24 protein-coding genes and 1 tRNA gene are annotated in these 24,959 nt (G+C 62.8%); 9 read left to right on the forward strand and 16 right to left on the reverse strand.

Features of this window, described 5'->3' with window-relative positions:
- The first annotated feature begins 71 nt into the window (after positions 1-71).
- The 3 genes from U8326_RS05750 to U8326_RS05760 are packed head-to-tail and all read left to right on the forward strand — an operon-like array spanning position 72 to position 4,581.
- Positions 72-2,207 carry a PQQ-dependent dehydrogenase, methanol/ethanol family gene (locus U8326_RS05750; protein ID WP_324742887.1) on the forward strand — a complete coding sequence of 712 codons (2,136 nt, stop codon included), beginning with the start codon at positions 72-74 and terminating at the stop codon, positions 2,205-2,207.
- Positions 2,204-3,157 carry an alpha/beta hydrolase gene (locus tag U8326_RS05755; protein ID WP_324742888.1) on the forward strand — a complete coding sequence of 318 codons (954 nt, stop codon included), beginning with the start codon at positions 2,204-2,206 and terminating at the stop codon, positions 3,155-3,157. The genes U8326_RS05750 and U8326_RS05755 overlap by 4 nt, the downstream gene beginning before the upstream one ends.
- Positions 3,154-4,581 carry an aldehyde dehydrogenase family protein gene (locus tag U8326_RS05760; protein ID WP_324742889.1) on the forward strand — a complete coding sequence of 476 codons (1,428 nt, stop codon included), beginning with the start codon at positions 3,154-3,156 and terminating at the stop codon, positions 4,579-4,581. The genes U8326_RS05755 and U8326_RS05760 overlap by 4 nt, the downstream gene beginning before the upstream one ends.
- A gap of 124 nt (positions 4,582-4,705) precedes the next feature.
- Here U8326_RS05760 and U8326_RS05765 read toward each other — a convergent pair whose 3' ends face one another.
- Both U8326_RS05765 and U8326_RS05770 read right to left on the reverse strand, forming a co-directional pair.
- Positions 4,706-5,632 (reverse strand): DUF7064 domain-containing protein, encoded by a 927-nt coding sequence (locus tag U8326_RS05765; RefSeq protein ID WP_324742890.1) that lies wholly within the window; start codon positions 5,630-5,632, stop codon positions 4,706-4,708.
- A 90-nt stretch (positions 5,633-5,722) separates the two neighbouring features.
- Entirely contained in the window at positions 5,723-6,571 is an 849-nt protein-coding gene (locus U8326_RS05770) for an SDR family NAD(P)-dependent oxidoreductase (RefSeq protein WP_324742891.1), read from the reverse strand.
- Positions 6,572-6,834: 263 nt separating this feature from the next.
- Between U8326_RS05770 and U8326_RS05775 the strand changes: the two genes are divergently transcribed.
- Together U8326_RS05775 and U8326_RS05780 are read left to right on the forward strand one after the other, a co-directional pair.
- Positions 6,835-7,416: a hypothetical protein gene (locus U8326_RS05775; RefSeq protein ID WP_324742892.1), complete on the forward strand. Its 582-nt coding sequence runs from the start codon at positions 6,835-6,837 to the stop codon at positions 7,414-7,416.
- Positions 7,413-8,774, forward strand: a complete 1,362-nt coding sequence (locus U8326_RS05780; RefSeq protein ID WP_324742893.1) for a PepSY-associated TM helix domain-containing protein — start codon at positions 7,413-7,415, stop codon at positions 8,772-8,774. Before U8326_RS05775 ends, U8326_RS05780 begins: the two co-directional genes overlap by 4 nt.
- Positions 8,775-8,823: 49 nt before the next feature.
- Here the strand turns inward: U8326_RS05780 and U8326_RS05785 are convergent.
- The 6 genes from U8326_RS05785 to U8326_RS05810 all read right to left on the reverse strand — a co-directional run bounded on the left by U8326_RS05785 (position 8,824) and on the right by U8326_RS05810 (position 14,746).
- Positions 8,824-8,899: transfer RNA gene (locus tag U8326_RS05785), tRNA-Lys, on the reverse strand.
- A gap of 92 nt (positions 8,900-8,991) precedes the next feature.
- Entirely contained in the window at positions 8,992-10,107 is a 1,116-nt protein-coding gene (gene rodA, locus U8326_RS05790; protein WP_324742895.1) for a rod shape-determining protein RodA, read from the reverse strand.
- Positions 10,104-12,206 carry a penicillin-binding protein 2 gene (gene mrdA, locus U8326_RS05795; protein WP_324742896.1) on the reverse strand — a complete coding sequence of 701 codons (2,103 nt, stop codon included), beginning with the start codon at positions 12,204-12,206 and terminating at the stop codon, positions 10,104-10,106. Before mrdA ends, rodA begins: the two co-directional genes overlap by 4 nt.
- Complete coding sequence (gene mreD, locus U8326_RS05800; RefSeq protein ID WP_324742897.1) at positions 12,206-12,763, reverse strand: rod shape-determining protein MreD; 558 nt, start codon at positions 12,761-12,763, stop codon at positions 12,206-12,208. The genes mrdA and mreD overlap by 1 nt, the downstream gene beginning before the upstream one ends.
- Complete coding sequence (gene mreC / locus U8326_RS05805) at positions 12,760-13,647, reverse strand: rod shape-determining protein MreC (protein WP_324742899.1); 888 nt, start codon at positions 13,645-13,647, stop codon at positions 12,760-12,762. The genes mreD and mreC overlap by 4 nt, the downstream gene beginning before the upstream one ends.
- Positions 13,648-13,699: 52 nt before the next feature.
- Positions 13,700-14,746, reverse strand: a complete 1,047-nt coding sequence (locus tag U8326_RS05810; RefSeq protein WP_324742900.1) for a rod shape-determining protein — start codon at positions 14,744-14,746, stop codon at positions 13,700-13,702.
- Between the two features lie 172 nt (positions 14,747-14,918).
- Between U8326_RS05810 and mutL the strand changes: the two genes are divergently transcribed.
- Both mutL and U8326_RS05820 read left to right on the forward strand, forming a co-directional pair.
- Positions 14,919-16,745, forward strand: a complete 1,827-nt coding sequence (mutL, locus tag U8326_RS05815; protein WP_324742901.1) for a DNA mismatch repair endonuclease MutL — start codon at positions 14,919-14,921, stop codon at positions 16,743-16,745.
- Complete coding sequence (locus tag U8326_RS05820) at positions 16,745-17,248, forward strand: hypothetical protein (RefSeq protein ID WP_324742903.1); 504 nt, start codon at positions 16,745-16,747, stop codon at positions 17,246-17,248. Before mutL ends, U8326_RS05820 begins: the two co-directional genes overlap by 1 nt.
- Here U8326_RS05820 and U8326_RS05825 read toward each other — a convergent pair.
- On the reverse strand, positions 17,233-18,000 hold the full coding sequence (locus tag U8326_RS05825) for a MauE/DoxX family redox-associated membrane protein (RefSeq protein ID WP_324742904.1): 768 nt from the start codon (positions 17,998-18,000) through the stop codon (positions 17,233-17,235). The genes U8326_RS05820 and U8326_RS05825 overlap by 16 nt on opposite strands.
- A gap of 45 nt (positions 18,001-18,045) precedes the next feature.
- On the opposite strand from U8326_RS05825, the gene U8326_RS05830 reads away from it, so the two are divergent.
- On the forward strand, positions 18,046-18,441 hold the full coding sequence (locus tag U8326_RS05830) for a MerR family transcriptional regulator (RefSeq protein ID WP_324742905.1): 396 nt from the start codon (positions 18,046-18,048) through the stop codon (positions 18,439-18,441).
- 7 nt (positions 18,442-18,448) lie between these two features.
- Here the strand turns inward: U8326_RS05830 and U8326_RS05835 are convergent, their stop codons facing one another.
- The 7 genes from U8326_RS05835 to U8326_RS05865 form a co-directional block, all read right to left on the reverse strand.
- The gene (locus U8326_RS05835; RefSeq protein ID WP_324742906.1) at positions 18,449-18,895 is read right to left on the reverse strand and encodes a MaoC family dehydratase; all 447 of its coding nucleotides are present in this window, start codon (positions 18,893-18,895) and stop codon (positions 18,449-18,451) included.
- Positions 18,896-18,911: 16 nt separating this feature from the next.
- Positions 18,912-20,012: a redox-regulated ATPase YchF gene (gene ychF, locus U8326_RS05840; protein ID WP_324742907.1), complete on the reverse strand. Its 1,101-nt coding sequence runs from the start codon at positions 20,010-20,012 to the stop codon at positions 18,912-18,914.
- 161 nt (positions 20,013-20,173) lie between these two features.
- Entirely contained in the window at positions 20,174-20,449 is a 276-nt protein-coding gene (locus U8326_RS05845) for a PEP-CTERM sorting domain-containing protein (protein WP_324742908.1), read from the reverse strand.
- Positions 20,450-20,673: 224 nt separating this feature from the next.
- Positions 20,674-21,243 carry an aminoacyl-tRNA hydrolase gene (gene pth, locus U8326_RS05850; protein WP_324742909.1) on the reverse strand — a complete coding sequence of 190 codons (570 nt, stop codon included), beginning with the start codon at positions 21,241-21,243 and terminating at the stop codon, positions 20,674-20,676.
- A 100-nt stretch (positions 21,244-21,343) separates the two neighbouring features.
- Positions 21,344-21,976, reverse strand: coding sequence for a 50S ribosomal protein L25/general stress protein Ctc (locus tag U8326_RS05855; RefSeq protein ID WP_324742910.1), 633 nt, complete (start codon positions 21,974-21,976; stop codon positions 21,344-21,346).
- A gap of 123 nt (positions 21,977-22,099) precedes the next feature.
- Positions 22,100-22,981, reverse strand: coding sequence for a TraB/GumN family protein (locus tag U8326_RS05860; protein WP_324742911.1), 882 nt, complete (start codon positions 22,979-22,981; stop codon positions 22,100-22,102).
- A complete protein-coding gene (locus U8326_RS05865) occupies positions 22,978-23,895 on the reverse strand; it encodes a TraB/GumN family protein (RefSeq protein WP_324742912.1) in 918 nt (305 codons plus the stop codon). Before U8326_RS05865 ends, U8326_RS05860 begins: the two co-directional genes overlap by 4 nt.
- A gap of 147 nt (positions 23,896-24,042) precedes the next feature.
- Here U8326_RS05865 and U8326_RS05870 point away from each other — a divergent pair, with 147 nt between their 5' ends.
- On the forward strand, positions 24,043-24,942 hold the full coding sequence (locus U8326_RS05870; protein ID WP_324742913.1) for a glycine--tRNA ligase subunit alpha: 900 nt from the start codon (positions 24,043-24,045) through the stop codon (positions 24,940-24,942).
- The last annotated feature ends 17 nt before the right edge of the window (positions 24,943-24,959 follow it).

Consider the following 24,959-nt stretch of genomic DNA (forward strand, 5'->3'; position numbering starts at 1 on the left):
AGAAGTTGGCGACAGCGAACATGGCATTTGCTTAGTGTCCGTCTACTCGGAATGGGACACTGGAGGGGATAGTGACAACAATCGTCAGGCCGAAATGGCTGTTCTCGTTGATTGCCAGTCTGGCGCTCGCTGGCTGCGGCTCGGCTGATCGCACGACCACGGCCTCAGGCTCGCCCAATTGGGAGCGACTGCTCGCGGCAGCCGAAAATCCTAACGACTGGGTCACTTATGGCGGCACTTTCGATGAGCAGCGGTTCAGCGGGCTGACGCAAATCTCCGATGCCAATGTCGGCCAGCTGGGCCTCGCCTGGTCTTACGAGTTCGACACCAACCGGGCGCAGGAGACGACTCCCCTCGCATATGATGGCGTGATCTATGCCACCACCGCCTGGTCCAAGGTGTTTGCGCTGGATGCAACGACCGGGAAGCTGATCTGGAGCTACGATCCCGAAGTTCCGGGCGAGGCGGGAGCCAAGGGATGCTGCGATGTCGGCAATCGGGGCGCGGCGATCTATGACGGCAAGCTCTATTTCGGCACTTTCGACGGACGGCTGATCGCGCTCGACATCAAGACCGGAAAGCCGGTCTGGACAGTGGTTACGGTCGATCAATCCAAGCCTTACACCATCACGGGCGCGCCGCGTATCGTGAAGGGCAAGGTGGTTATCGGCAATGGCGGAGCGGAACTGGGCGTTCGCGGCTATGTCAGCGCTTACGATGCGGAAACCGGCAAGCAGGCCTGGCGCTTCTACACCGTGCCCGGCAATCCGGCGGACGGGCGGGACAATGCCGCGTCCGACAACGTGCTGGCGAGCAAGGCTTCCTCGACATGGTTCGGCAAGTTCTGGGAAGCGGGTGGGGGCGGCACGGTCTGGGATTCGATCGTCTACGATCCCGAACTCGATCAGCTTTACATCGGCGTCGGAAACGGCAGCCCATGGAATCACAAGATCCGCAGCCAGGGCAAGGGCGACAATCTGTTCCTGTCCTCCATCGTGGCGCTTGATCCGGATACCGGCAAATATCGCTGGCATTATCAGGCCTCGCCCGGGGAAAGCTGGGACTACACCAATACCCAGAGCATCATTCTCGCCACGCTCGACATCGAAGGAAAGCCGCGCAAGGTGCTGATGCAGGCGCCCAAGAACGGTTTCTTCTTCGTCATCGACAGGAACAACGGCAAGCTGCTCTCCGCAAAGAATTATGTCGAGGTGAACTGGGCCAGCGGCTATGATCTGAATACGGGCCGCCCAATCGAAAACCCCGAAGCGCGCTACGATCAAGGCTCTTTCGTGGCCATACCGGGCGCGTTGGGCGGGCATAACTGGCAGCCGATGGCTTTCAGCCCGAGAACCGGGCTGGCCTATATTCCGGGGCAGGACGCGGTGTTCGGCTATGACAATCCGGAGCAATATAAATATCGCCCCGGCCGCTGGAACACCGGCATCGGCACCATCGGAGCGGCCGCCCCGGACGATGCCAATCAGTTCCAGGCCATCCGCAAGATGCTGAGAGGCCGCCTGATCGCATGGGACCCGATCGGGCAGAAGGCGGCATGGACCTTCGACTATGACGAGCCATGGAACGGCGGGGTTCTCTCCACAGCCGGAAATCTCGTGTTCCAGGGTGACACGAAGGGCAATTTCCGCGCATTCGCGGCCGATAACGGCAAGGTCCTGTGGACGGCCAAGCTGGGCATGCCCATCATGGCCGCGCCGACCAGCTTTGCGGTCGATGGTGTGCAATATGTCGCGGTCGCGGCAGGTTATGGCGGGGCTTATGCCCTGACCAGCGCCTTCAACGACAATCCTTCCCCGCAGCAGAATGGCCGCCTCTATGTTTTCAAGGTCGGCGGCAAAGCCGCGATCCCGGAGCTTGCGAAGCTGGCTTTCGGCCCACCCAATCCTGCAACCGACAAGTTCACGCCGCAGCAGATTGCGCGGGGCAAGGAACAGTTCGCCACCGATTGCTGGATGTGCCACGGCCCCGGCAGCGTTTCGAGCGGTGTCGCCCCTGATCTGCGCCGATCCGGCGCGCTCGGCGATGCGCAGATGTGGAAGCAGATCGTGATTGACGGCGCCCTCAAGGATAGCGGCATGATCGGCTTTGCGAAATATATGACCGCCGCCGATGCCGAAGGCATCCGCGCCTATATCTCGGACCGCGCCGCTGCATTGAAGCAATCGGAAAAGGGAAGCGGCAAATGAGCAAGGCTGTAGTCCTGCCGGAAACGGCGGCGATCCTGGAAGCGTTGGCCGCGCAGGAAGGGCCGGCGCTCTCGGAAATGACGGCACCCGAAATGCGGAGCGTCTACGGGCAATTGGGCGATCTGTTCGACCTGCCGCCCGTGCCCGGAATAACCACGGCCGACTTTACAGGCGCGAGCATTCCCATGCGGGTCTATCATCCCGGCGAGCCGAAAGCGGCGCCCGTCATCGTGTATATGCATGGCGGGGGCTGGGTGATTGGCGATCTGGAGAGCCATCATTCGCTCTGCACCCAGATTGCCGGGCAGACCGGACTGCGAGTGGTGGCGGTCGATTACCGGCTCGCACCGGAAGCCAGATTCCCCGCCGCGCATGAGGATTGCATCGCGGCGGTCGGGCATGTGCTTTCCAGCCCTGCCGAGCTTGGCGCGCCAGTAACGGGGGTGGCTGTGGCCGGCGACAGTGCGGGCGCCAATCTCGCCTTTGCCGTTTCGAGCCATTACGGCGAGGGGGTGCTCGCCCAATTGCTGATCTACCCGGTGGGGGACTGTGCCGGGACCGATACCGCATCCTACAGGGATTTCGGCGAAGGCTATCTTCTCGACAAGCCTTTGATGGATCGCTTCATTGACGAATATCTTCCATCGGTAGAGGCCCGCGCGGATCTGCGCGTATCGCCTCTGCGGGGCGAGTTGGCGGGCAGATTCCCGCCCACCATGATACTCGCCGCCGGGCTTGATCCGCTGCGCGATGAAGGACGGCTGCTGGTGGGCAGAATTGCCCAGACGGGTAGTGAAGTGCATTTCCTCGAAGCGGAAGGCCTCATTCACGGGATGGCCACCATGCGCAAGGTCTTGCCTACGGGCGACCGGATCTTGCAGCAGACGTTCGGCCAGTTTGCAGAACTTATCAAAGATCGAAGTGATAAAGCACAGGAGCGAGAGGCATGAGAGATTATCTCGATTTCTATATCGATGGCGCATGGGTCTCGCCCGCGCAGCCGAAGACGCTGGATGTCATCGACCCGTCCACCGAGCAGCCGGTAGGGAGGATCAGCCTGGGCAGCGCGGCGGATGTCGATCGCGCGGTCGCGGCGGCGCAGCGGGCCTTTTCATCCTTCGGCCGAAGCTCGAAGGCTGAACGGCTCGATCTGCTCGACGCGATCATCGCGGCTTACAAGGCGCGGGAGAAGGATCTAGCCGATGCCGTGCGGGAGGAGATGGGCGCGCCATCGCTGCTGGCCAGCGGCGCGCATGTCCCGTTCGCGCTGATGCATTTCGAAACGGCGCGCAAATTGCTGCCCGATTTCAGTTACGACGTCGATCACGGCAGCACGCTGATTACGAAGGAACCGATCGGGGTGGTCGGGATGATTACCCCATGGAACTGGCCGCTCAATCAGATCGCCTGCAAGGTCGCGCCTGCCCTCGCGGTAGGATGCACGATGATCCTCAAGCCTTCGGAAGTGGCGCCTTTCAGCGGCCAGATCTTCGCGGAGGTGATGGATGCCGCTGGCGTTCCGGCCGGCGTGTTCAACATGGTGCAGGGCGATGGTCCTACCGTGGGGGCCGCCATTTCCGCCCATCCCGGGGTGGACATGGTTTCCTTCACGGGATCGACCCGTGGTGGCGTGGAAGTGGCGCGCAATGCGGCGAGCACGGTCAAGCGGGTCCATCAGGAGCTGGGCGGCAAGTCGGCCAATATCATCCTGGATGACGCCGATTTCGAATCCGCCGTCCATCAGGGCGTGGCAGCAATGATGGTGAACAGCGGCCAGAGCTGCAATGCACCCTCGCGCATGCTGGTCCCGGCCGCGCGAATGCAGGAAGCGAGCGAGATCGCAAAGCGGACCATCGCTCAGCAGAAAGTCGGCGCGCCGACCGAGGAGGTCAATCTTGGCCCGGTCGTGTCCGATGTGCAGTGGAACCGCATCCAGTCCCTAATCGAGAAGGGCATAGAGGAAGGGGCCGATCTGGTCGCGGGCGGCCCCGGAAAGCCGGAAGGCCTGAATCAGGGCTATTATGTCCGGCCCACGGTGTTCGGCGGCGTGAACAATCAGATGACGATCGCCCGCGAGGAGATCTTCGGGCCGGTGCTCGTCATCATCGGATACGACAATGAAGATCAGGCGATCGAGATCGCCAATGACACGCCCTATGGCCTCGCCGGATATGTCCAGTCAGGGGACATCGGCCACGCTCGTGATGTGGCTTCGAGGATACGGGCCGGGCAGGTCGCGCTGAACTATGCGCCGCTCGATCTCGCGGCTCCGTTCGGCGGCTACAAGCAATCCGGCAACGGGCGCGAGTGGGGTGAACATGCCTTCCATGAATTCATGGAAGCGAAGGCGGTGCTGGGTTACGCGCCCGCCTGACCATAGGTCTGATCCTGGGGACCCGATCCCGGATGAAACCGAAAAGGGGCGGTCGCATGTGCCGCCCCTTTCCTTTGCATCTAGCTTGCCGACCACGCGTCACCGCATCGCCGGGAGCCGCCACTCAGCCATATTGGGTGACGTAGTCCTTCACAAAATCGAAGTAGTTCTTGTTCCAGTTGAATTCGCACACGCCGACCCCGGCCACTCCGTCGAATTCCAGCGTCGCGCAGCCGGTGTTGATGATGGTCTTCGGATCGTGCGACGACTGCAGGATGCCGAACATCTTGTAATCGATGAATGACTTGCGCCCTTCGGTGTCGGTGACCGTCACCTGGAAGGTCTTCTGCAGCATGTCATCACCGAAGGTGAAATCGTAATCGACATCGGCGATGTGGCGCATCGCGCCGTCCTTGAAGAGGAAACCGCGCAGCTCGGTCTTGCCGAAGGCCTGCATCTCGAAAAAATGCATGGAAGAATCGCCGGTGGTGGCGTGAATCCATTTGTAGTGCTGATTGATCCCCCAGATGCGCGGACCCCAGCTGTGGTCGCGCACCAGAAAGCCCGTGTGGGGATATTTCTGGCCGTCGATCTCGATATCGGCCACGACCCGCCCATGCTGCTCGGTGCGGTTGTCGCCGAAATAAGGCGGGTTGCCCTTGGGGTGGGTGCTGAAGGGATAAGGCGGGTGCGTGCCCTCGAAGCTGGCCTTCACCTTGATGCGTTCGCCGTTCCAGTCGAGATTCACCTTCTTGAAGGGTTCGGCCACTTCCATGTGCAGCGGGCCAAGCCGCCAGTTGTCGAAGTTCATGTCCTCGCTGATCGTGCCGTCATGCGCTTCGACCACCTGTTCGGGAAAATTTGGCCCGAAGAAGCAAGCCATGGCCCGCGCTTCGCCAGTGCCCAGCATGCTGGGATAGATAAATCCGGCCATCTGCTGTTCCGGCATCAGGAAGATATGCGCCAGGGATTCCCTGCCGTTCGGCGCCAGCTTGTGGCGATATGCGTTCTCGACCGGAAAGTCGGTAAACTGCTTCGTAACTTCAGGCATCTTGCCTTGTTCTCCTGGTTGCCGCGGAAGGCGGGCGCCATGAATGCCGGGTTTCGGCGTGGCGCCCCCCGATCCGCGGGATAGCGGTGGTTATTTCCCGCCGTTCTTGAGTTCGTTGAAATCCGTGCCTGCCTGGATCATGCGTTCCGCAAACGGCGCCATCATCACCGCGCTGCAGCCGCCGTCGACCGGCAGCACCACGCCATTGACATAGGCCGAGGCATCGCTGGCCAGGAACAGCACCGCTTCGGCGATATCCTTCGGATAGGCCACGCGGCCGGACGGGATCAACGTGCCGAGGCGCTTGTCGAGGAAGGACTCGAACTCGGTGGCCTGATCTTCCGACACGCCAAACGCGCGAGCCATGATCGGCGTCATCGTGATGCCCGGGCAAATGGCGTTGGAACGGATGCCATGCGCGCCCAGTTCGATGACGGCCTGGCGCACCACGCCGAGAACGGCATGCTTGGTGATGGTATAGGCGGCGGAGGACCAGCCCCCCTGGATCGCGGCCGTGCTGGCGGTGGAGATAATGGTGCCGCCCGTGCCCTGCTTGATGAATTGCCGTGCGGCGTGCTTGTGGCCCGAAACCACGGAATTGACGAGGAGAGCCGAAGTATCGTTCATCCCGCCGAGATCAATATCCACCAGGGAGTCGCGATTGCCGGGGGCGCCCGCATTGTTGAATATGATGTCCAGCTTACCGAAACGGTCAACCGCGGTCTGCACCAGACGCTCGATCGCGGAATCGTCCGTCACGTCGGTATGGACATAAACGACCTTGTCGGGGAAGCGCGCCTCAAGCGCCTTGCCCAGATCGTCCTGAATATCGCCGACGGCCACTTTGGCGCCTTCTTCGACGAAGAGTTCCACCGTACCGAGGCCTATGCCGCTGACGCCGCCGGTAACAACTGCGACCTTGCCTGCTAACCTTCCCATAAACACCTGTCTCCCAATTTCCGTCCGGCATCCGGCCGGATGAACGACCCAAGCTTTAGCCGACTGGGCGATGATTCCTAGTCACCGAACCGAATTTTATCCGGCTCGGCGAATGCCGGTCGATCCGCTTTCAACCCAGCAGATACGGAAACACCCAGGCCGATCATCACTCCATTGACAGGGCAAGCCAGGATGATCACAGAGCTATCGGTGATAATGCGAGAGAATCGCAATGTCTTTGGCGTCATGACCTATCGCTTCCGATGAATGTTTTCTCCGCCATTGTCTTGTCTGGCTCGCTGGCAGCCGTGGCGGGAGTCACGCTGCTCCGGGTTGCCTGGGGGCGTCCGCTGCGTTCCGCGCCATTGCTGTTCGCAGCCTGGGCCTTGGTGGCGGCCGGTCTTGTCCTGGGGGCTTGGGCAAACGGCGCTTGGGGTCTTTCGATTGTCAGCCTTTCGGCAATGGGCGCCGCCTTCGCCATGCTTGCGCCGGCAATCGTCACATCGAAACCCGGCAAGGACAGGCCTTCTGAAAGGCGGGCCAATATATTGCCGGATGGCGCCGGGTCCCTGTTCATCGGCCGCCGTATATTCACCTTTCTCCTTGCCGTTCCGCTGGCCATGGCCGCAGCCCTGCTGATCGCGCTTGCGGGAAGGGCAGTGGCAGGCTGGTCGGGCTGGCACGAAGCCAATGCAAATGTGCTGGCCATCTTCCTGCTCCCTGTGTGCTGGGCGATATTGGCATTTGCATTGCTGATGACATCTCGCAGGCGGTTTCAGGCGATATTGCTGATCGTTCCTGCAACGATTGGCGCGGGCATCCTCTGGCTGGGAAGCGTGGCATGAACCTCGCCATCGGAAAGCCCACCGTGCGCAAGGCGCTTTCGGCCCATGCGGCGATCGGCCTGCTCGCAGGCGCATTCCTCTATCTGGTCTGCCTGACCGGCACATTGATTGTATTCTATGAAGAATGGCAGCGGGTCGAACAGCCATCCGCTCCGGAAATGGCGGCGGTGGCCCCGGATGTAGTTCAGAAAGCCGCCACAAACGTGCTCGATGCCGAGAAAGGCAAGCCGCGAACAACCCACCTGTTCGTGCATTTGCCGGTGAAGGCGCTGCCTCGCCTCACCGTTACCACTGACAGCCAGGCTTTCCATATCGACCGGAACGGGGCTATCGCAGGCCCGGAGGAAAACAGCTGGTCGGAATTCCTGCTGAGTCTCCATTACGAGCTGAACCTGCCCGCCATCGTCGGGATGACTCTCGTCGGCATCCTTGGCGTGATGATCGTCGCGCTTTCCATCTCCGGCGTGATCGCGCACCCGCGGATCTTTCGGGATGCGTTCCGGTTGAGAGCCCGCGGCATAGGCGGGGCGGGGCTTGCCGATTGGCATAACCGGCTGGGAGTGTGGACCTTGCCGTTCGCGCTTGCCATCGCGCTTACCGGAGCGATGATCGGGCTGGCGAATATAGCTGGCTTCGGGCTTGCCACGGCTTTCTACAATGGGGATATCGAGGCAGCCTATGCGCCGATCTTCGGCGCGGAGGCGGAGCCGGATTCCACGCCGGCCGGCATCCCCGATACTGCCGCGGCGCTGCGCCATATGGTCAGCGATTTTCCGGGCGTGGAGCCTTATTACGTCATCATTCACGACCCCTTGACCGCAGGTCAGCATGTTCAGGTCATCGCTCACCATCCGCGCCGCCTGATTTTCGGCGAGAGTTACTTTTTTGATGCCGCAGGCCGGTTCCAGGGCAAGGCTGGCCTGTCCGATGGCGAAACTGGCCAGCAATTTGCCGCGTCGGTCTACAAGCTCCATTTCGGAAATTATGCAGGGCTTCCGGTGAAGATCGCATATTTCCTGCTCGGGCTGGCGCTCACAACCGTCGTCGCGACAGGAACCTCGATCTGGCTCGGCAAACGGCAGCGGCGCGGGCTGGACAATTTCCGCCTCCGCAATGCCTGGCACGGGGTCGTCTGGGGTATTCCGCTGGTGCTGGCGGCGACCTTCCTGGCAAGGCTGATATTGGGCAATGGCGCTCCGCTCATTACGATCTTCTGGGGCCTGGCGGCACTGATCCTGGGGCTGTCAGTCGCTTTGCCGGCGTATCTGCGGCTAAGGCCGATGCTGATCGTTGCGCTGACAGTGGCATCTCTGCTGAGCATTGCGACGCCGCTCATCTTGCATCTGCTGCGCGCCTGATCGCCGCTGCATGGAAGCGATGCGGTCGCTTGGCTAAGTCATTGAAAAATGGTGGACGCACTAGGGCTCGAACCTAGGACCCGCTGATTAAGAGTCAGCTGCTCTACCAACTGAGCTATGCGTCCACACTGCGGCTTGCCGCGATCCCGAATCGTCGGGAGCGCTCCCTATAGCGATTGCGGCGCGTGAGGGAAGGGGGTGTTGGGCAATTTTTCGATCAATTCAGGGTGCTGGGCGCTTTCCGGTTCCATCGATCGATCATCATCAATGTGCCGACGCAGATCATGTTGGTCATCATGGAGGACCCACCGTGGCTCATGAAGGGCAACGGAATGCCGACGACCGGGGCGAGGCCCATCACCATCATCAGGTTGATGGCCACGTAAAAGAAGATCGTGGCCGTCATCCCGGCGGCCAGCAACCGCGCGAAACGATCGCGCGATCGAAGCGCGACCTGCATCCCCCAACTCAGCACGATGCCGAATACGATGAGAACGAAGAAGCCGCCGAGCAAGCCCCATTCCTCAGCCATCGTGGCGAACACGAAGTCTGTATGCGGCTCCGGCAGATAGTTCAGATGACTCTGTGAGCCGTGGCCGAAACCCTTGCCGAACCAGCCCCCCGAGCCAATCGCGATCTTGGATTGGGTGATGTGATAGCCGGCGCCCAGCGGATCGCTTTCCGGATCGAGGAAGGTCGTAACCCGCCGCCGCTGGTAATCATGCAGGACGAAGAAATAAGCGATCGGGGCAATCACTGTGGCCGCGCCCCCCCCGAGCAGGAACCAGCGCAATGGCAGGCCCGCCAGGAACATGATGACCAGACCGCCGAAACTGATTGCGAGGCCCGTCCCCAGATCGGGCTGGATTAGCACCAGCCCGGCGGGAATCGCTATAAGCAGGCAGGCTGGCAGCAGCCCTCTCCAGCTCGAAACAAGCCCCGCGGGCAAGCTGCCGTAAAAGCGCGCAAGCACAAGGACGATTGCGGGCTTCATCAGTTCCGACGGTTGCAGAACGATAAACCCGAGATCCAGCCAGCGCTGGCTGCCGCCCCCTATCGCGCCCAGGGCTTCCACCAGCATCAGGAGCACGAGCACTCCGGCGTATACCGGGAAAGCGGACCACTTGACGAGATCCTGGGGAAATCTCGACATGACCAGGGCCATCGCGAGGAAAATAGCGAAGCGGATCAGATGCGAGCTGGCGAAGGGCTGGAAGTTCCCGCTCGCCGCGGAGTAAAGCACGGAAGAGCCGAACAGGACGAGCAGCGTTATCGGAACGATGACCCGCCACGGAATATGGGTGAGGGCCGGAGGAACGAAGGATGGAGTCATTGACCCGTTCCCCCCTGCGGCGGCTGCGCACCAGGGCCGCTCGAAGGAATGGAATCGGCTGGAGCCGCGCCCGCCGGAGATAATGGCGCAGCGACCGGTTCCGGCGCGGGAGTCGCCGCTTCAGTGACTATGGGCACCGGACGATCGACCGATTGCGATCGCGTGCTTTCATCTATTGGCGCGGCTTCGGCGGGAGGTTTCGGCACGGTGGCGCCATATGTCGAGGCATAGACCGCGTATTTCTTGGCGATCCGTTCCGTCGGCGTGCCGCCCCATCCTTTTTCCAGAGCGGAAAGCGCTTCCATGCCTTTCACCGGATCGAACAAGAAAGTCACGACATCCCTCGCGATCGGATAGGCCGCGCCCGAGCCGCCGCCATGCTCGATCACGACCGCCCCGGCGTATCGCGGATTGTCGAAGGGCGCGAAGAAAATGAAAAGCCCGTGATCGCGATACTTCCACGGCCCGCTCTTGCCGCTGGCGACGCTCAGGGAAACGACCTGCGCGGTTCCGGTCTTCCCGGCCATCAGCACATCGTCCAACGGGGGCTTCGCCCGCCTTGCCGTTCCCGGCCCGTTCACCACATCGCTCATCGCCTGACGAATGATCAGCGTATGATCGCCATGGAAATTCATCGATTCGATCCGGGGCGGGGCGGGATCGAACGACAGCCGTGGCATAAGCTTGTTGCCGGTCGCCAACCTGGCCGCCATCACGGCAAGCTGGAGCGGATTGGACAACATATATCCCTGGCCGATCGTCGCGTTGACCGTATCGAAGGTCTGCCATTCGCGGCCATATTTCTTCAGCTTCCAGGCCGGATCGGGGACCGTGCCGTAAAACTGGCTCAACACCGGCAGCGGAAATTCCTGCCCCATGCCCAACCGCTTCGCCATCGGCGCGATGACATCCATGCCAAGGCGCTGCGCGAAGTGATAGAAATAGACGTCGCAGCTCTGATAGATAGCCTTGGACATGTTGACCTGGCCATGTCCGCGACGGTTCCAGCAATGGAACACGCGATTGCCGACGCGCAAGCCGCCACCGCAGAATGCGGTTTCCTCAGGGTCGAGCCCGGCTTCGAGGAATGACATGGCCACCATCGGCTTCACGGTCGAGCCGGGCGGATAGAGGCCCTTGAGAACCTTGTTGCGCAGCGGAACATGATCGTCATCCGACAGCATCTTCCATTCGATGCGGCCAATGCCGTCGGAAAAGCTGTTCGGGTCGAAGCTGGGCATGGATGCCATGCAGAGAAGGTCGCCAGTCTTGCAGTCCATCACCACGACCGAGCCTGATTCCAGGCCGAGCCTGCGCGCGGCGTAATCCTGCAAGGGACCGTCGATAGTGAGCTTTACCGCCTTGCCCTGAACATCCTCGCGCGTCTCAAGGTCTCTGACGATACGGCCGGAGGCCGTGACTTCCACCCGCCGCGCCCCGGGAACGCCGCGCAACCGCTGCTCGAACTGCTTTTCCACACCGTCCTTGCCGATCTTGTATCCGGGAGTGATCAGCAGCGGATTGCGATCCTTCTCATATTCCTCGGCCGAAGCCGTTCCGACATATCCGATCAGATGGCCCACCGCGGGGCCGGTGGGATAATAGCGCGAATAGCCGCGCTGGGGCACCACGCCATGCAGGTCGGGCAGGCGGACGCTGATGGCGGCGAACTTGTCCCAATCCAGCCTTGTCGCCACTTCCACGGGCTGAAAGCCGCGCGCATCCTCGATCTTGTCCTTCAGATCCTGAATCTGGATCGGGGTGAGGTTGAGCAGCTTGCCCAGCTCGTCGATCGTTCTTTCCGGGTCGACCATCCGGTCTGGGATGACGTCCACGCGGAAATCCGCGCGGTTGGATGCAAGAGGAGCGCCGTTGCGATCGAGTATCCAGCCCCGGCGCGGCGGAATCAGGGTGAGGTTCACCCGGTTGCTCTCCGCCTCCATCTTGTATTTCTCGTTCTCGGCCACGGCGAGATACGTCATCCGCGCGGCCAAAAGCACGCCTACGCCGCCCTGTATCGCACCGATCACCACCGCGCGCCGGTCGAAGCTGTGCCGGAGCATGGTTTCAGTCATTTGCGGCTTGAACCCGCCACGCATCAGCGCACTGTCCTGAAACGTCTCAAGCGGAAGCGATCGAGGGTGGATACCATGCGCCCGAAGATGGGGAAAAGCAGCACGGACAGCAAGAGTTGCGGCGGCAGGGCGACGATGCGCTCCGCCGCGCTCCCGTTGCCCGCCAGAATAGCGCCGGATACCAGATAGGCTGCGATCAGCAGGGCGGCGACCAGCCAGTCCTGCATGAATCCGCGCCACGGAAAGCGTGTTTCAAGCGCTTCGATAGCCAGCAGCGAAAGCGACCACAGCAGGATCGCGCAACCGAACGGCTGGCCGCTGAACAGATCGTCGAAGGCGCCCAGCAGGCACCCGGCCCAGGGCGGCAGCAGGCCCGGGCGAACCAGGCGCCAGCCCAGCAGCATCATGAACCCGGCAGGGGGGAACAGCGGCGCGGGCGGGATTATCGGCAGCATCGGGCACAAGGAGCCGAGCATGATAGTGACCCATGGCAGCGAGCTGGCGATGACCGGCGAGTGGTCCCGATTGATCTTGGAACCGAAAGGATCGCGGCGCGCGCGAGGATTATATTCGTCGATCATGGGGCCGGGTCTTTGGGCGGCGCGTTGGCAACGGCGACAGCCTCAGGCTGCCAGATCGGGTCGACCACCACGAAATCGGTAGCGGCCGGATCGCTCAACAGGCGGCCGATGGCGCCGTCCTTGGTAATTTCGCTGACAACCGCAACCGCCACGCCGGGCTGGAACAGGCCGCCCGCGCCGGAGGTGACGAACACGTCGCCACGCTGGAGCGGATTTATTCCGAGATTGACCAGGCGCAGCCTCAGTGTCCCGTCCGAGCGCCCCTCGGCAAAGGCGACGACATTGTCCTTCGCGCGGCGCACTGGCACAATGCTTTCGCCATCCGTAAGGAGCAGCACCCGGGCGCTTTCGGCACCCGTTTCGAGCACCCGGCCGATCAGGCCACGCGGCGAGCGGACCGGCATGCCGACCCTGATCCCGTCGTTCGCGCCGACGGAGATATAGGCTATGCGGCGAGTGCTGGACGATGTCGAACCTATCAGCCTTGCCCGGGCCACCGGCGGGGTTCCGCCATCATCAAGCGCAAGCAAGGCCTTCAGCCGCTTGTTTTCCTGCTCTATCGCCTGGGCTTCCGCCAGGCGGATGCGCGCGAGTTCCATCTCTTCGCGCAACTGCGCATTCTTGCTGCCAGCGCGGATATAACCGGCCAGATATTCGAATATCCCCTGGCTTTCGGTGCGGCCCACGGCGCCGGTTTCGCCCACCGGCGCGGCCACATCGCTTGCCGCGCCCCGCAACCCCGCAAATGCATCGGGCTTGATGAGCGAAAGGATGAGCAAGCCCGCGCCGAGCACAGCGCCAAGCGCGGCCACCACATAGCCGGTAAAGAGGCTGTATTGCGCCCTGCGCGAAAAGCCAGGGCGTCGGTTTGCCGGCGGCGCCATCCGCGCCTGCTCCCTTCCTGGCCGGCGCGGCCATCGCGCCGGAAGTTGCCGTTCAGGCGGTCATCAACACGCCGCGGAAAATCGGATCTTCCATCGCCCGGCCAGTGCCCAGCGCAACGCAGGAAAGCGGATCTTCCGCCACGCTCACCGGCAGGCCGGTTTCCTCGCGCAGATGCTCGTCCAGCCCCTGGATCAGGGCGCCGCCGCCGGTCAGCACGATACCCTGGTCGACGATGTCGGCGGCCAGTTCCGGCGCAGTGTTTTCGAGGGCGATGCGAACGCCTTCGACGATGGCGCCGATCGGCTCGGACAAGGCTTCCGCCACATGGGCCTGGTTGATCGTGATTTCCTTGGGCACGCCATTGACAAGGTCGCGCCCCTTGATGGTGATCAGTTCGCCGATGTCGTCGGCGGGCCGGATCGCGGTGCCGTAATCCTTCTTGATCCGTTCCGCCGTGGAATCCCCGATCAGCAGATTATGGTGCCGGCGCACATAGCTGACGATGGCTTCGTCCATCTTGTCCCCGCCGGTGCGCACGCTCGTGGTATAGGCGAGGCCGCGCAGCGAAAGCACGGCGACTTCGGTCGTGCCGCCGCCGATATCGACCACCATGGAGCCTACCGGCTCCGTCACCGGCATGTCGGCGCCGATCGCAGCGGCCATCGGCTCAAGAATGAGAAACACCTGGCTGGCGCCGGCGTTGGAAGCGGCGTCGCGGATCGCGCGGCGCTCCACCGAAGTGGAGCCGGAGGGCACGCAGATCACGATTTCCGGATAGCGGAACAGGCTGCGCTTGCCATGCACCTTGCGGATGAAGTGCTTTATCATCTCTTCCGCGATTTCGATGTCGGCGATCACCCCGTCGCGCAGCGGGCGAATGGCTTCGATGCTGTCCGGAGTCTTGCCCATCATCATCTTGGCATCGTCGCCAACGGCCTTCACCTTCTTGATGCCGTTGATAGTCTCGATCGCGACGACCGAAGGTTCGTTCAGCACAATGCCGCGATCCTGAACATAGACCAGCGTATTTGCGGTGCCCAGGTCGATCGCCATATTCTGCGACCCGAACTTGAAGAAATTGGACAGGAACCAACTCATCTAGCATTCCGTGTGATGACCGCCGCCGCAGGGCACGGCGCGGAAATGGGGAGAGGACAAGGGCGGCTCCTTAACCCAAGGCTCGCGTAAAGGCCAAAAAATTGTGCCAGTAAACCACAGCTTTTGCACTACTCATCTCGAATTGTCCGTCTTTCGCCGTTACGATCCGGCCATGCCTACGATCCGGCGCCTGCCCGAACACCTCATAAACCGAATCGCGGCGGGCGAAGTGGTCGAGCGGCCTGCCTCGGCGCTCAAGGAAATCGTCGAGAACGCAATCGACGCCGATGCGACTCGCATAGCGGTGTCGCTGGCCGAGGGCGGCCTGGGGCGGATCGAAGTGACGGATGACGGCTGCGGCATGGACCCGCAGGAAATGGCCCTCGCGCTGGAACGTCACGCCACCTCGAAGCTGCCCGAAAGCCTGGTCGGGCAGGAAGGTGCCATCGAACGCGTCGCCACGCTGGGCTTTCGCGGCGAGGCGCTTCCCTCCATCGCCAGCGTTGCAAGGCTCAGCCTCGAAAGCCGGGTTCGCGGCGCGGAGCAAGGCTGGAAACGTGTCGTCGACCATGGCAGCCTGACGGAAGAGGGACCAGCCGCGCTGCCGCCGGGCACTAGGGTGCGGGTGGAACGCCTGTTCGCGAACATCCCAGCCCGGCGCAAGTTTCTGCGCTCGCCCCGCGCGGAATATGCGGCATGCCTGGACATTATGCGCAGGCTTGCCATGGCGCGGCCCGATATCGGGTTCAGCCTCGAACATGACGGACGCCAGATATTCCGGCTCCAGGGCGAAGACCGGCTGGAGTCCCGCGTCGCGCAGATCGTCGCGCGCGAACTCGCCGACAACGGCGTTTCGATTTCGCTGGAACGCGAAGCGATGCAATTGCGCGGGATCGCGGGCCTGCCGACCTACAATCGCGGTGTCGCCGATCATCAGTATCTCTTCGTCAATGGCCGGCCGGTGAAGGACCGCCTGCTCGCGGGGGCGGTGCGCGGGGCCTATGCCGACATGCTGGCGCGGGATCGCCATGCCGTGCTCGCCCTGTTTCTCGATCTTCCGGCGGAAGACGTCGACATCAATGTCCATCCGGCCAAGACCGAGGTTCGCTTCCGCGATGCCGTGGCGGTTCGCGGCTTCATCGTCTCGGGCCTGCGCCACGCCCTGTCTACCGGGGACCGGCGCAGCACGCAGGCGCCCGCCGCGGATGCGATGAGCCGCTGGCAGGTCGAGCCACAATCCCTTGCCGAGAAGCCCGCTCCGGCGCTGGCCTCGCTCTTTTCCGGGCGGGACTGGTCGCCACCGGCCAATCGGGTGAGCGAAGCGGGAAGGGCCTGGAAAGGCTACGAGCAGGCGGTCATGGCCGATCCGCAGGGGCGGGCGGAAGTGGCGGAGGAACCGGCTTCACCGGAGGCGGAGTTTCCGCTCGGCATCGCGCGCGGGCAGGTCGCCCAGACCTATATCGTGGCCGAAGCATCCGACGGCCTCGTGATCGTCGACCAGCACGCCGCCCATGAACGCCTGGTGCTGGAACGCCTGCGCGCGGCCGGAACCGGCGAAACCCTCGCCGCCAGCCAGGCCCTGCTTTCCCCGGAAGTGGTCGAGCTGGATGAGCCATCGTGCGACCGGCTAGAGGAAAACGCGGCGAGCTTTGCCGGGCTGGGCCTGATGATAGAGCGGTTCGGCCCCGACGCCATGCTGGTCCGGGCCATGCCTTCCGTCCTGAAAACGGCCGATCCGCAGGCGCTGCTGCGGGATATTGCCGACGATCTGGCACAGAATGGCGCACCGCTCTTGCTGGGCGAGAAGATCGAGCATGTGCTTGCGACGATGGCTTGTCACGGTTCCGTGCGTGCGGGCAGGGTGCTGTCCGTTGTGGAGATGAACGCACTGCTGCGGGAGATGGAGCGAACCCCGCGTTCGGGGCAGTGCAACCATGGCCGCCCGACCTGGATCAAGCTGTCGATGGCGGACGTGGAAAAGCTGTTTGGGCGGCACTGATGAAGCGAGTGGCTCTTTCTCTCCTGCTTTTGACCGGGGCATGCGGCGGCGAACGCCCCAATGCCCAGGAAAAGGAAGCGCAGGATTTGCGCGACATCGCGATGGTCGAGGCGGCGCAGAAGATCGACCCGCCGCGCGAGCCGGTGACGCCTGAAGAGATCACCGACCCGGACTTCGAGGATCGCGATCTGATGGGCGTCAGTTGCAACTTCATCCCCACCGGGCAGCGCAATCCGGTTGCGGTGGGCCTGCCCGGCGCGGCCTTCGTCAAGCTGAATGCGAAGATGGAGCGATTGGCCGCCGACAAGGGCGGCGACCAGATGCCATTCGGCACCTGGGCGAAATATGACGGCAAGAAATATGTCCTGAAATTCGCCAAGGACGACAGCGACGGCAAGCCACTGGGCTCCGAAGCGACCCAATGGTCCGGAAGGATGACCTTGCTGGACCCCTATGATCGGTCGATCTACGAATCCTTCGGCACTTTTCAGTGCGGCAGCTGAGACAGGTAGTTTCCACCCATCCACAGGCCCATGCCGATCATGGCCAGGTTCTCGGTCAGGGAGACGAAACCGAGCGGAACCTTGGCCGATCCCCCCACGCAGGCGCATTTCAGCTCCCGCTTCTGGATATATACCGCATAGAATACGCTGACCGCGCCCACCGTGCCGATAAACAGGGAAATCGGCGCGGATAGCCAGGTCGCGACATGGCCTGCCATCAGGATGCCCGCCAGCCCCTCCGCGAAGGGATAGATGCTGGCATAGGGCACCCACCTCCGGGCCAGCAGATCGTAGCCCAGGAACATGGTCGAGAACTGCTCGACGTCCTGCAGCTTGAGCATGGCCAGCATCGCCATGGAGAAGGCGAGGAACCATTCCGCCGCGCGTATCGTGAAGGGATTGGCGAAAGCGAACCAGCTTATTGCCAGCGCCAGACCCGCGGCCATGGCGAATACCGCAATGACAGGCTTATAGCTGGTGGCGTCCAGATCTTTCGCCTTGCCGCCGAAATATTCCCTCAGCGCGTCGTATCCGCCAATCCGCTTGCCATCGATAAAGGTCTGCGGCGTGGTGGCGACGCCGTACTCCTGCTTGAAGGCGTCGGTCTGTTCCCGCGTGGTCAGATGATGGTCTTCGACGCGATAGCCCTGCCGTTGGAGCAGATATCTGGATTTCAGGCCGTAGGGGCAGACATGCTTGTCCATCGCCATGCGATAAAGTTCGGCCGTGGGTTTTCGTGCTTGGTTATCCATAATGACCGGCTAGATAGCTTCCGTACCATAGTACGGAGTCAAGCTGTGGCGGTGACAATTTCCGAACTGGCCCGCACCGCCGGCGTGGGCGTGGAAACGATCCGGTTCTACCAACGAAAGGGACTGCTGTTCGATCCGCATCCTTCCCGGCAAGGGCGCTCGCCCGGCACCCGGCACTATGGGCAGGACGACATCAGGCGGCTGCGCTTCATCAGATCGGCCCAGAAGGCCGGTTTCGCGCTCAGGGAAATTTCCGAACTGCTGGAACTCGATGCCACCAGCGAGCGGGAACGCGCCCGGGAACTGGCGCGGCAGCGCATCGCCTCGCTCGACAGGCAGATCGCGGAGCTTCAGCAGGCGCGGCAATCTCTCGACAGGCTGGCGCGGGAATGTTCCAGGGGCGGGGCAGGGCCTTGCCCGATCATCGAGGCGTTCGAATAAGCCTCGCCTATTCGCCCCGCGCCTGGATCATCGAGATTCCGATGAAGCGCAGCACCATCTCGTCATTCTGGTTGAAGGTCCTGATCTGGGTCCACAGGCTTCCCCGGTTCGGGCGCGAGCGGCTGAGCTGCTTGTTCAGCAGCTCGGATTCGCAGCGCAGCGTATCTCCCGGGAATACCGGCTTGAGGAAGCGCAGTTCATCGACCCCCGGCGAACCCAGCCCGGCCTGCTGGTCATCCTCGAAATCGCCGACCATCATCGACATCGTCATGGCGCAGGTATGCCACCCGCTTGCCGCGAGCTTGCCGAAATGGGTCCTGGCCGCGGCTTCATCCGAAAGGTGGAAGGGCTGGGGATCGTAGCGCGAGGCGAAATCGAGGACTTCCTCGCGCGTGACGTGATAATTGCCGAAGCGCCTGATCTCCCCGACCACCATGTCCTCGAAATAGCGCATCCGCCGAAGCCCTCGATCAGACGTTGAATTTGAAATGCAGGACATCGCCGTCCTGCACTTGGTATTCCTTGCCTTCCTGGCGCAGCTTGCCCGCCTCGCGAGCGGCAGCTTCTCCGCCAAGAGTTACATAATCGTCATAGGCGATGGTTTCGGCGCGGATGAAGCCCTTTTCGAAATCGGTATGGATCTCCCCGGCGGCCTGCGGAGCCTTGGCGCCGGTATGGAATGTCCAGGCGCGGGCTTCCTTGGGGCCGATGGTGAAAAAGGTCTGCAATCCAAGCAGCTCGTAACCGGCGCGGATCACGCGGGCGAGGCCGGTTTCCGCCAGGCCCAGCTCGTTGAGGTATTCGGCGCGCTCTTCCGGGTCCATCCCGACCAGCTCGGCCTCGATCGCGGCGGACACGACCACCGCCTGCGCCCCTTCCGCGCTGGCCTTCTCGAACACCTTGGCCGAGAGTTCATTGCCGGTGGCGGCATCTTCCTCGGCCACGTTGCAGACATAGAGGACCGGCTTCGCGGTGAGCAATTGGGCCTGCGCGAAGATGCGCGCTTCCTCGTCGTCCTTCGGCTCTGTCAGGCGGGCGGGCTTGCCTTCGCGGAGCAGGTCCAGCGCCTGGCCCAGCACGCTGGCCGCGAGCCTGGCTTCCTTGTCGCCCCCGGTCGCGCGCTTCGCCGCCGCCGGAACGCGCTTCTCAAGGCTTTCGAGGTCGGCCAGCATCAGCTCCGTCTCGACCACTTCGGCATCCGCGATGGGATCGACCTTGTTGGCGACATGCTGGATGTCGTCATCCTCGAAACAGCGCAGGACGTGGACGATGGCATCCACTTCCCGGATATTGCCGAGGAACTGGTTGCCCAGCCCTTCGCCCTTGGAGGCGCCTTTGACCAGCCCGGCAATGTCGACGAAGGCGAGCTGGGTGGGGATGATCTTGCCCGAACCGGCAATGCTTGCCAGCTTTTCCAGGCGCGGGTCCGGCACGGCGACCTGCCCTACATTCGGCTCGATCGTGCAGAAGGGATAATTCGCGGCCTGCGCCGCCTGCGTCTCCGTGAGAGCATTGAACAACGTCGATTTGCCCACATTGGGCAGGCCCACGATCCCGCAACGGAAACCCATCGAAAACTCCGCATGAATGACAGGCCGCGGGCCTTAAGGCCTGAACACGCAAACCGCAATGGGGTGGCCGGATTGCGCGCGCATGAGAAAGCGCCCCTCCCGACCGGGAAGGGCGCCTCTCACGGATTCAGCCGGACGGTGCCGGCTGCCGTGCGGAGAGTTCAGTCCTTGCTGGCGCGGCGGCGGCGCATCAGGCCAAGGCCGATCAGGCCCGCGCCGGCAATGCCGAGCATTCCGGGCTCAGGCACCTGCGTGCCGCCCGAAGTGGTCGAACCGCCCGAAGTGGTGGAGCCGCCCGAGCTGGTCGTGGAGGAACCGCCGCACTTCTTGCCGCACCAGCCGCCGGAAGTGCTGCCGCCCCATCCGCCGGCAGATGCCGGAGCGGCAATCGTGAGGCTGGTCAGAACCGCGGTTGCGATGAAAGCTTTGCGAAGCATGGGCGTAATTCCTCTGTTGCTGGATAGTTTACGCCATTTAACGCAAGCACCATGCCAATGTGCTGTTTCCCTTGGATTCGATGGTTAACGAATTTCCACGGGGAGCGAATTTGTAAAGAGAACCGACAGAAAACGGGTGCGATGGCGGCGCAATGGCGCTCGGCCACGTTGGGCATGGCGCGCCTTCAGGGAGCCTCGTTCAGGAAAGCCTCGGGGTTTCCGCGTCAGTCCTGCAGGCGTAGGGCGACATCGCTCATGAAGCGGGCATCGTCGCCCTGAGCCAGCCAGGCGGCCTCCGAGCCGATGGCGACCAGCATGTCGGCCAGATCGTCGAGTTCGGCCTTGGCATAGTTGCCGAGCACATAGGGGGAAACCCGATCCTTGTGGCCGGGATGACCGATGCCGATCCGCACCCTGCGAAAATCCGGCCCCAGATGCTTGTCGATGGAACGCAGGCCATTGTGGCCCGCGGTACCGCCGCCGATCTTCACCTTCACCTTGAACGGAGCGAGATCCAGCTCGTCATGAAAGACGGTCAGCGCATCCATCTCCAGCTTGTAGAAGCGCATGGCTTCCGCAACGGAGCGGCCGCTCTCGTTCATGAATGTCGCGGGCTTGAGCAATATAACACGCTGCCCGCCGATCCGGCCGTCCTGCACCCAACCGGCGAATTTCTTCTGCACGGGGCCGAAATCATGAATATCCGCAATCACGTCTAGCGCCATGAAACCGACATTGTGGCGGTTCATCGCATATTGCGGCCCGGGATTACCAAGTCCTACCCAAAGTTGCATGGCCTTGCCCTAATCCCTCCCACGGCTGACGCAAAAGCAAAAGCGCCGGCCACGCGATGCAAGCGGGCCGGCGCCTTGTATCCCGAAAAGGGCCGGAAGGTCAGCCTTCCGAACCGCCTTCCGCTTCTTCGCCTTCAGCGCCGGCTTCGGCGTCGGCACGCTTGAGCGCGGACGGAGCGACGATCGTTGCGATGGTGAAATCGCGATCGGTAATCGTGCTTTCCGCGCCGGCCGGCAGGGCAACATGGCTGATATGGATCGAATCGCCGACTTCCTTGCCGGTGACGTCGATTTCGATTTCCGCCGGGATTCTGTCGGCATCGCAGATCAGATCCAGCTCGTGGCGAACGATGTTGAGCACGCCGCCGCGCTTCAGGCCGGGCGAGGCTTCTTCGTTCGTGAACACGACGGGAACCTGCACCTCGACCTTGGCGTCCTTGGCCAGGCGCAGGAAATCGACATGGAGCGGGCGATCGTTGACCGGGTGGAAGGCAACATCCTTGGGCAGGGTGCGGACAATCTTTCCGCCGAGTTCGATCATCACGATCGAGTTCGAGAAGTGTCCGGTGTTGAGCTGGCGCACCAGCTCCCTTTCTTCCACATGGATTGCCTGCGGTTCTTCCTTGCCGCCATAGATGACGGCGGGAACACGGCCTTCGCGGCGCAATACACGGGAGGCTCCCTTGCCAGCCCGTTCGCGCGCTTCGGCCAGCAGGGTGAGAGCGTCGCTCATGGTCCTATACCTTTCGAATTGCTTGATGGTCTTTCCGCCACGCCTCCAGGGATGACCATGACGGAAGGCGCGCCCCTATACAGAACCGCCTTGCAATGCAAGCGAATCGCGCGGGAAAGCTCGCTATTGGATGCGGCTTACCTGCCAGCCCCGCGCGGCGAGCAGCGCGGGCAGGCCTTCCTCGCCCGCCATATGGGCAGCACCTGCCGCGACGAAGGGGCGCCTGCCGGAGCGGAGCAGGGCCTCCACCTTGTCCGCCCATGCACGATTGCGGCCGAGCAGCAAGGCTTCGCGCAGTTCCGGGTCGGCCAGCATTCCGCGTCGGGTTTCCCCGGCAATCGATTCCATGTCTCCTTTGGCCCAGAAATCCGCCAGTTCGCGGGATCTGGCGGAAGCCTCGCCCGCTTCCTCGACCACCGCCGCTAAAAGATCGCGCTGGTCCTGTTCCGGCAGGCCATCGAATATTCCAAGCTGCGCGGCGGTGCCTTCCAGCTCTACGGCCGGGATGGACTTGCGCAGCGCGATCAGGCCCGCATCCACGCCTTCGCCGGCCCCCTGTTCGCGGACAGCCTGAGCCAGCGTCAGGGCAGCCGCCCAGGTCTCGATGTCCGCGAAATCGCTGTCCGAAAAGCCGGCTTTCTTCATCAGGGTTTCGAGCGCCCCTCGCTTTTCCGGTGCGATGCGCCGGGCGAGAGGGAGTTGGCCGGGGGTTTTCGCAAGCCGCTCGAACACCGCGCGCAACCTTGCCTGATCGCCCACGTCCCTCGTCTCGAGCACCAGCAGATCGGCCTGCGAAACAAGCTGGCGCAGGCGCTGTGTGCGCCATTCGCGCTGTTCCGGCAATCGGTGGACAGTGCCGAACAGCCAGCCGGTTTCGCCATTGGCCCCGCGCACTTCCCACAGCGCCGGGTTGGCGGGCGGGAGATCGGCAGGATCGCCCTGTCCGCAGGCGGCGAGCGCGAGGCAGAACAGAGCGGCGAAAGCAATCGCCAGGCGGCGGATCATTGGACCCGGGTTACGGTGATGCCGCGCCGGGCGAGCACGGATTGCACGCTTTCATCGCCCGCCAGGTGCCCCGCGCCCACCGCCATGAATACGGTGCCGGGCTTTTCGAGCCGCTGGCCGATCCACTCCGCCCAGTTCAGGTTGCGCTGCGTCAGCAGCCTGTCCATCAGAACGGGATCGACCTCTTCCTCGTTTATCAGATTCGCCAGCGCGTCGGCATCCCCTTCCAGCCAGCGCGCGATCATCTCGTCCAGCTTGTCCTTCATTTCCGGCACGCCCTCAACGACCTGCCGCAGGTAGGAGAACTGGGTTTCCATCGGCAGGCTGTCGAACAGGCCCAATTGATATTGCATGGTTTCCAGCGCGGCACGCTGGCGTCCTTGCGCGAACTTGCCCGCAAGCGTGTTCTCGACCCCCGATTCCGGCGAATAGCCCTGCTGGATCAGCGGCAGAGTGGACAGCGTCAGCGAAGCGAACCACGGCTCGAAGCGGTCGAACGAGGAAAGCGGTATGCCGAGCTGCGCCAACGCCGCCTCATAGGCCTTGCGATCCTCGGGACCGAGCATGTCGCGCAAATTCCGCCCTTCCGGCAGCATGGCGAGGCTGGCGATCGCCGCCCCGGCATCGGCGGTATCCGCAAGGTCGATCTCCGTCACCAGCTCGTCGGAGCTGCCGAGCGCGTCGGCGATCGTTTCGTCCATCCATTCCAGCTTTTCGGGAAGCGCATGGACCGTGCCGAAGATGTAGATCGTGGTGTCGTCGTCCGCGACTTTCCACAGGGCGGGGCCTGCCCGTTCTTCCGACGCGGCGGGGGCGAGCGCTTCGGGAGTGGCGAGGCCCGGCATCGCGCTGCCGAGGCTCACCGCCGCGCCGACGGCTGCCACGCGGCGGAATATCTTTTTCAGCCAGTTCATGCGCGCCCTTCTTGCCGGGTAATGCTTGCGTGAGGATGAATCGAGGCATCTATGGGGGCTGCGGGGCGGGAAGGGAATAGCCGCCGATGCGCATGGCGGTGCAGTGCGGCATTGACCCGATTGCGGGATTTGGCCATGGCCCCGGCCATGAACCAGGGCTCTACGCAAAGCTTCCAGGACATGATCCTCGCGCTCCATAATTACTGGAGCGGGAAGGGCTGCCTGATCCTGCAACCCTACGACATGCGGATGGGCGCAGGCACCTTCCATCCAGCGACCACGCTGCGCGCGCTGGGGCCGGAGCCGTGGAATGCGGCCTATGTCCAGCCCTCGCGCCGCCCGACCGACGGCCGCTACGGCGAAAATCCCAACCGGCTGCAGCATTATTACCAGTATCAGGTGATCCTGAAGCCCAACCCGCCCAACCTGCAGGAACTCTATCTGGAAAGCCTGGCCGCCATCGGAGTCGATCCGCTGGCGCATGACATCCGCTTCGTCGAGGATGACTGGGAATCGCCCACGCTGGGCGCCTGGGGCCTTGGTTGGGAAGTCTGGTGCGACGGGATGGAAGTGACCCAGTTCACTTACTTCCAGCAGGTCGGCGGGTTCGACTGCAAGCCGGTGGCGGGCGAACTGACCTACGGGCTGGAACGGCTCGCCATGTATATCCAGGGCAAGGACCGGGTCTACGACCTTGCCTTCAACAACCATGGCGTAACCTATGGCGACGTGTTCCTGGAGAACGAGCGGGAACATTCCAAATATAATTTCGAGATCGCCGACACCGACCAGCTGTTCAAGGGCTTCCAGCACGCCGAGGCGGAATGCAACCGCTGCATCGATGCGGGCATCCCGCTGGCCGCCTACGACCAGGCGATCGAGGCCAGCCATCTGTTCAACCTGCTGCAGGCGCGCGGCGTCATCAGCGTGCAGGAACGGGCGAGCTACATCGGCCGCGTGCGCGATCTCGCCAAGGGATCGTGCCAGGCGTGGATCGCGAAGAACGAAGCCCAGTGGGCCGAAAAATTCCCGGGGTGGACGGTATGAATCAACCAACTCTCGTC

The sequence above is a fragment of the Tsuneonella sp. CC-YZS046 genome, from assembly GCF_035581365.1.
GTDB lineage: Bacteria > Pseudomonadota > Alphaproteobacteria > Sphingomonadales > Sphingomonadaceae > JAWKXU01.